Source organism: Bacteroides sp. An19 (genome assembly GCF_002160215.1).
GTDB lineage: Bacteria > Bacteroidota > Bacteroidia > Bacteroidales > Bacteroidaceae > Phocaeicola > Phocaeicola intestinalis.
Genome location: NZ_NFKD01000016.1, coordinates 61,250 through 68,579 on the forward strand (window position 1 = coordinate 61,250; position 7,330 = coordinate 68,579).

Consider the following 7,330-nt stretch of genomic DNA (forward strand, 5'->3'; position numbering starts at 1 on the left):
TTACTTTGTTTTAAACTCGTTTATGGGCTTGTCGGAAATATTTTTTTATACTTCCAGACATGTGCCTGGACACGGACTTTTATGCTTTCGTAGCCCGAAACTATTGGCGAAAATCGTTTGTTTATGCATCATCATCGTTTTTGGGTAGTGCAGCAAGTGCCTCGGCTGCTGATAGGACGCGTTGATTTATGGTGTCTTCTATTACGTGTCCGTCGCGCAGGCGGATGTTGCGGCTACTGTATTGCGACAAGTCCGGGTTATGCGTGACAAAGATGATGGTTCGTCCTTCCGCGTGTAGTTTCTGAAACAGCACCAGGATTTCGAAGGATGTCCGAGTGTCAAGGTTACCGGTTGCTTCATCAGCGAGGATGACTGCCGGATTGTTGACCAAGGCGCGTGCTATAGCTACTCGTTGCATTTGTCCGCCTGACATCTGGTTCGATTTGTGCTCCAGACGGTCTCCCAGTCCTACGGCAATCAATGCTTCCACGGCTCTTCTTTTTCGTTCGGCTGCACTTACCGCGGGATTATACATCAGCGGAAGTTCCACGTTAGCGACTGCAGTCGTTTTCGGAAGCAGGTTGTAGTTTTGGAATACAAACCCGATTTTCCGGTTGCGCAGAATGGCACGTTGTGATTTACTCATTGTGCGCACTGAAATTCCGTCCAGATAATATTCGCCACTGGTGGGTGTGTCAAGGCATCCCAAGGTATTCAGCAAGGTTGATTTGCCGGAGCCGGATGTCCCCATGATGGTAACAAACTCTCCTTCACATATCTTGAACGAAATACCGCGCAATGCGTGGACAATTTCATCTCCCACCACAAAGTTACGCTTAATATTTTGTAATTCAATGACTGTTTTGCTCATTTTTTGAAAGAATTACGTTGCATCCGTTTATTTTTTGTCTTTTTTCTTGTCACTTCCCGGAGGCCCTGGCATAAACGGGCTGCGTTCGCTGCCTTCACTGCTTCCGTTCATTTCGGGCATTTCACTTTTTACGGTGGCTTCGGTTACTACTTCCGTGCCTTCGTCAATGCCTTCCACTTCTGTGTATGCACCGTCGCTAATGCCGGTTTTTACCGGATGTGCTACGAATGTGTTGTTTTCTAACGTCCATACTTTGTGTTCGCCGGCACAGTCTTGGATGGCGCGTCCTCCTGCAATATCCTTATTCGGAGTGAAGCGCAAGGCTTTGGCAGGAACGGTCAGCACGTTGTCGTGTGTCAAGGTGTAAATAGTGACATTGGCGGTGAGGCGTGGCTTCAGTTTCAAGTCGGGATTGTCGGCTGTGATAACAACTTCGTAGGTCACTACCGTTGATTCGCTGCTAGATGACGAAGAACTGCTGGAACTGCTGTTCACGCTGCCCAGGCGTACTTGTTTCACTTTTCCCTCGAATACATCGTTGGGGTAGGCGTCGACGGTGAAGGTAACTCGTGCACTGTCTGCTACTCCTGCAATGTCTGCTTCATCCACATCGGCTACTACCTGCATTTGGGTCAGGTCTGCAGCAATGGTAAAAAGAGTGGGGGTCTCGAATCCGGAAGCTACGGTTTGTCCTTCTTCTACATCTTTGCTGGTGACTATTCCGTTTATCGGTGATGTGATGGTGGCATACGATAAGTTTCTTTCGGCTTTTGCCAGTTCGGCTTCTGCTTGCTCGTAGCTGCTTGCGGCACGTTGATAGTCGTAAGTGGATAGTTCGTAGTCGGTATCGCTGATCAGTTGCTTTTCATGCAAGGTCTTGTTGCGTTCATACAGTTTTTTTTGGTATTCGTATTCGGCTTTTGCACCGTTATAAGTAGCTTGTGCTGATTGTAAATCACTTAGAAGTGTAACCTTGTCCATTTCAGCGATGATTTCTCCTTGCTTGACTATCGAGTTGTAGTCTACATAGATCTTGTCAATAATGCCGGATACTTGCGTACCCACTTCTACTTCAGTGACTGGCTCAATGGTTCCTGTAGCCGTGATAGAGTTGCTGACACTGCCTGTCCGTGTTTTTTCGGTTACGAAATCGACTTGGCTATTGGCTTTCGTTCCGCTTAAGGTCCAGCATACTGCAATAATCACTACGATGGCGATTGCTGCTATAATCCATGTTTTTTTCTTCTTCATATTGCTTGTTTTTTATAGTTCGATATTGTTTCCTGCATAAAAGTTCAGAAGTGTCCGGTTAAGTATCGCCATGTATTTGGCTTGTACCAATTGCTGTTTGGCACTTAGCAGGTTGTTTTTCTCTGTGAGTAGTTCCACGGTATTTTTCATGCCCAAATTGAATTGTTCGTTTACCATGTCGAAGCTGGTTTGGCTGCTTTTCACTTTGGTTTCGGCAGCAACATATTGCTGTTGTGCATTTAAGGCATCCAACCACAGCCCCTCAATGGTACTGTATAGTTCTTTTTGTTTGTTTATCAAGTCTAGTTGGCTGGTGTTGTACTGTAAACGTGCTTTCTGTACGTTACTTTTGTTTTGGCGATTGTCGAAAATAGGAATGCTGAGACTGATTCCTATCATGTTATTCCAGCCGTATTTCATTTGTTGCGCCCAGTTGTTTGTGCTGGCACTGTTGGTCGTACTCGAACTGGATGCTGACAGGCTGATGGTAGGATAGTAACCTGCCTTGGCGGCCGATATGCCTAGTTTGGCGTTTTCTATGCTTAGCCTGCTGCTTTGGATTTCAGGACGTATTGCCATGGCTGCTTGGTAGACATCGGTTTGACTGGGCAACATTTTCAGAATGTTTTCCTCATTCAGTTCGGGGAGGACCAGGTTGAATTCTTCACTACCGTCCAGTTCCAGTAATTGTTTCAGTTGCAGTTTATAGTTTCTCCACGTACTTTCTGCAGTGACAAGTTGGTATTGGTCATCGCTTACTTGAGCTTCCAGTTGTGCCAGATCGGCTTTCGAAAGGCTTCCTTCGGCAAACAGTTCTTGTCCTCGTTTGTAGGTGGCTTTGCTTACTTCCAATGTGCTTCTGTTTATTTGGATAGATTCATCAGCATAAAGAATCTGGATGAAAAGTTGTGTTATCTGTTCTTGCAAGGTGTTTTCGGTTTCTGAGACGGTCAGGCGGGCAATGTCGCGGTTGGTTTTCTGTTGTTTCAGATTATTTAGTCTCTGTCCTCCATTCCACAGCGTCCATTGTGCATTTAGGCTGTAATTGCCGTTGTATGTGGTCTTTTCGTCGCTGCTGATAATTTCTGTTCCGCTAACCGTGTTGCTTTGTTCTTGGTAAGGCCGGTTTACCACGTTGTGTCCTGTGCTGAATGACAGACTTGGGAATAGGCTGGCGCGTGCATCCTTGATGTCAATTTCGCTTTCTTGTAGCGAAATCTTGTTTTGTTGCAATTGGATGTTTTTTTCAAGTGCATAGTTTATGCATTCTTGCAGTGTCCATTCTTTTCCGTTCGAGTTTTCTTGTGCGTAAAGAGGAAGGGCAGCTGATAGAATCGTATATATGCAAGCCGTTCGTAGTTTCATAAATGTTATTTGTTTGGTTTTGATGTATGCAAATGTATGAATCACTGGGAAAAGGAACAAATGATATAGATTAACGGATAAATTCTACGGATAAAGACTTGCATTTTACCGATAAAAGGTTTTTCTTTGTAATCATTATAAAACTATATTATGATTAAAAGACAGATTCTTCGAGTTTGGACGTTTTATCGGGATGGTTTTCGTTCGATGACCATAGGGCGCACATTGTGGGTGTTGATTCTGATAAAACTTTTCATTATGTTCTTTATTCTGAAGTTGTTTTTCTTTCCGTCGTTCTTGAAAGGGAAGAGTCCCGAGGAAAAGCAGGATTATGTCGGGATGGAACTGGTGAACCGTTCGGTGGATAATTCATTAACTAAATAAGATAGACGTATGTTAGCAAGTATTGACACCTCGATGATTGACTGGTCAAGAGCACAGTTTGCCTTGACCGCCATGTATCATTGGCTGTTTGTGCCCCTCACATTGGGATTGGCTGTGATAATGGGATTGATGGAAACCCTGTTTGTCATTTCAGGGAATGAGTTTTGGAAGCGGACAGCCAAATTCTGGATGAAGCTGTTTGGAATTAATTTTGCGGTGGGAGTGGCTACCGGATTGATTTTGGAATTCCAGTTTGGTACTAACTGGAGTAATTATTCTTGGTTTGTAGGAGATATCTTTGGGGCTCCATTGGCGATAGAAGGTATTGTGGCGTTTTTTATGGAGGCTACATTTGTGGCTGTTATGTTTTTCGGATGGAACAAAGTCAGTAAGAAATTTCACTTGGCTTCTACCTGGCTTACGGGATTGGGAGCAACTTTTTCGGCATGGTGGATTTTGGTGGCAAACTCATGGATGCAATATCCGGTAGGCATGGCTTTCAACCCGGATACGGTGCGGAATGAGATGGTTGATTTCGTGGCTGTTGCTTTTTCGCCAGTAGCAGTGACTAAGTTTTTTCATACCGTCCTTAGCAGTTGGATGTTAGGAGCAGTGTTTGTGATTGGAGTCAGTGCCTGGTTTTTGTTGCGCAAACGGGAAAAAGAGTTTGCCATTGCAAGTATGAAGGTGGCTGCTGTAGTTGGTCTGTTTGCTTCGTTGGTAACGGCGATGACTGGAGATAAGTCGGCATATCAAGTGGCTCAATGCCAACCGATGAAGCTGGCTGCTATGGAAGCTTTGTATGATGGAGGCACACGCGAACCTTTGACGGTGGTGGGCGATATCAAGATTCCATTGATGTTGTCTTATCTGGCTACGCATGATTTTGACGGTTATGTGCCGGGTATTAACAATATACTTTTGGGAGGATATGCTTTGCCAGACAGTACAAAAGCGCTTTCGGTCGTGGAGAAAATGAAGAACGGGAAAAAGGCCATAGCTGCCTTGTCGGATTATCGTGAAGCGAAGCAGGAAGGTGACCAAGTTACAATGGAAGCGGCACGTCAGGTCATTGATGAGAATATGAAGTATTTCGGTTACGGGTATATTGATGACCCTAACGATCTGGTACCTAATGTCTGGCTTTCGTTTTGGGCTTTCCGCGTAATGGTAGGACTGGGAATGTATTTCATTGCTTTTTTTGCGTTGATATTGTTTCTTGCGTGGAAACGGAAGTTGTCGAAAGTAAATTGGTTGCATTATGTTGCTTTGGCAAGCATTCCGTTGGCTTATCTTGCCGGTCAGGCGGGATGGATTGTGGCCGAAGTCGGTCGCCAGCCTTGGACAATTCAAGATTTGCTTCCGGTAAATGCGGCCATATCCAGATTGGAAACTGGTTCGGTCCAGACTACTTTCTTTATATTTTTGATACTTTTTACGGTATTGTTGATTGCTGAAATCGGCATCATGCTGAAAGCTATTCAAAAGGGTCCCGAAGAGGCATGAATGCATAGTTAATACGGATTAACTCATAAAAATAATTCATTATGGATTCTACATATCTATTCTTACAAAATTATTGGTGGTTCTTGGTTTCGTTGTTGGGAGCCCTGTTGGTATTTTTACTGTTCGTCCAGGGAGGAAATTCTTTGTTGTTCCGGTTGGGACGTACTGATGAAGAGCGTACGTTGCTGGTCAACTCTACCGGACGTAAGTGGGAGTTTACTTTTACTACATTAGTGACTTTTGGGGGAGCGTTTTTTGCTTCATTTCCTTTGTTTTATAGTACGAGTTTCGGGGGAGCATACTGGTTATGGATGATTATTTTGTTCAGCTTCGTTTTACAAGCTGTTTCGTATGAATTCCAATCGAAATTAGGCAATCTGTTGGGGAAGCGCGCTTATCAATATTTCTTGGTTATTAATGGAGTGGTGGGACCGGTGTTGCTGGGAGCAGCTGTGGCTACTTTCTTCAATGGTTCGAATTTTATTGTCGATAAAGCAAACATGACCGATAATATGATGCCGGTTATTAGCCATTGGGCGAATGGATGGCATGGATTGGATGCATTTGGTGATCCTTGGAACATTATTTTGGGCTTAGCGGTGTTCTTTTTGGCACGCTTGTTGGGTAATTTGTATTTTATCAACAATATCCGTGATGAAAAGCTGATACCGCGTTGTCGTCGTCAGTTGATTACAGATGCTGTTCCTTTTCTGATTTTCTTTTTGGCATTTGTAATTCGCACATTGTTGAAAGATGGGTTTGCGGTGGATCCTGTAACTCAAATTATTGTGATGGAGCCGTTTAAATATTGGCATAATTTGCTGGCAATGCCTTTGCTTTTCGGCTTGTTCTTGGTAGGTGTGGTAAGTGTGTTGTTGGGTTTGATTAGGAGTATTTTGTCGCAAACCTACACCAAAGGTATTTGGTTTGCAGGTGTCGGTACAGTATTGACTGTATTGGCTTTACTGTTGAGCGTAGGATATAACCATACGGCATATTATCCTTCTACCGCTGATTTGCAAAGTTCATTAACTTTAGCAAATAGCTGTTCCAGCCAGTTTACACTAAAAACGATGGCTTATGTTTCAATTTTGGTCCCGTTTGTATTGGCTTATATCATATATGCCTGGAGAGCGATAGATCGAAAGCCAATTACTTCCGATGAACTGAAGGAGGATGGTCATGCTTATTGATAGGTGGGATGAATTATGCATCAACTATAATTTTATATCTGCAATTAGAAGCTGTTTTGAATTTATCGTGCGATGATTTGGGATGAGTTTTTGAGGCATTTTCGCTTCTGTGATGAGGAAGATAGCGGGCTATCTGACGAAGAACAGGAGCGAAAAGGGCCAAAAAATCGCCCAAAGCACACACGAAAACGGATACATCAAGCCAAGAAAAACTTTTTGGAGAAATTCAAAACAGCTTCTTAGTTAATCTGGCTGAGTTGGAAACGCAGTAGTACTGCATTTGCCGATGCAGTATATATTCGTAGGCCGATGCAGTATATATTCAACCGCGTATGCAGTATATATTCATTTTTCAGGGGTATGTATTGGCTGTTTGCGGACATTCATTTGGTTTTATATTACGATGCATCTAATTTCGTTGAAGAGAACAAGTAGTTGCATTAACGCCGGTGCTGTATTTGATATTGCATCGGCGTCAATGTTTATAATCTTGTTTTTTCTTTGCTCTTTTCATGCTCGGTTTTCTGTTGTTATATATAATAAGGAGTATTGTTATTCTTACTAAGTTTTTTCCAGGTGTAAATATTCCCCTATATATCTGTGAATATCAGCATTTTGCATATTTCACATGAAAAAAGTTACAAAAAAAGTTCTCCAGTTTCTTGCAGTTTCGGTAAAAAGGCGTACCTTTGCACTCGCTTTCCGAAAGGGACGCCACCTGAAAAGGTTGTGTAAGTCCCTGGTGAGCAAGATCTTTGAT

General features: G+C 43.3%; 7 protein-coding genes. 4 read left to right on the forward strand and 3 right to left on the reverse strand.

Translation table 11 applies throughout. The features are described 5' to 3' along the window. Positions 1–121 precede the first annotated feature (121 nt). From B5F25_RS08635 to B5F25_RS08645, 3 genes are read right to left on the reverse strand one after another with little or no spacing between them, the layout of a single operon-like run. Positions 122–871: an ABC transporter ATP-binding protein gene (locus B5F25_RS08635; protein ID WP_022039599.1), complete on the reverse strand. Its 750-nt coding sequence runs from the start codon at positions 869–871 to the stop codon at positions 122–124. Positions 872–898: 27 nt separating this feature from the next. Further along, a complete protein-coding gene (locus tag B5F25_RS08640) occupies positions 899–2,122 on the reverse strand; it encodes an efflux RND transporter periplasmic adaptor subunit (RefSeq protein WP_022039600.1) in 1,224 nt (407 codons plus the stop codon). Positions 2,123–2,134: 12 nt separating this feature from the next. Continuing rightward, the gene (locus tag B5F25_RS08645; RefSeq protein WP_022039601.1) at positions 2,135–3,487 is read right to left on the reverse strand and encodes a TolC family protein; all 1,353 of its coding nucleotides are present in this window, start codon (positions 3,485–3,487) and stop codon (positions 2,135–2,137) included. A 150-nt stretch (positions 3,488–3,637) separates the two neighbouring features. Here B5F25_RS08645 and B5F25_RS08650 point away from each other — a divergent pair, with 150 nt between their 5' ends. The 4 genes from B5F25_RS08650 to B5F25_RS21635 all read left to right on the forward strand — a co-directional run bounded on the left by B5F25_RS08650 (position 3,638) and on the right by B5F25_RS21635 (position 6,813). Continuing rightward, positions 3,638–3,871, forward strand: a complete 234-nt coding sequence (locus B5F25_RS08650; RefSeq protein WP_022039602.1) for a DUF4492 domain-containing protein — start codon at positions 3,638–3,640, stop codon at positions 3,869–3,871. A gap of 9 nt (positions 3,872–3,880) precedes the next feature. After that, positions 3,881–5,377 (forward strand): cytochrome ubiquinol oxidase subunit I, encoded by a 1,497-nt coding sequence (locus B5F25_RS08655; RefSeq protein WP_087248950.1) that lies wholly within the window; start codon positions 3,881–3,883, stop codon positions 5,375–5,377. A 41-nt stretch (positions 5,378–5,418) separates the two neighbouring features. Next, the gene (gene cydB / locus B5F25_RS08660; protein ID WP_087248952.1) at positions 5,419–6,570 is read left to right on the forward strand and encodes a cytochrome d ubiquinol oxidase subunit II; all 1,152 of its coding nucleotides are present in this window, start codon (positions 5,419–5,421) and stop codon (positions 6,568–6,570) included. A gap of 72 nt (positions 6,571–6,642) precedes the next feature. Then, on the forward strand, positions 6,643–6,813 hold the full coding sequence (locus B5F25_RS21635; RefSeq protein ID WP_158098033.1) for a hypothetical protein: 171 nt from the start codon (positions 6,643–6,645) through the stop codon (positions 6,811–6,813). Positions 6,814–7,330 lie beyond the last annotated feature (517 nt).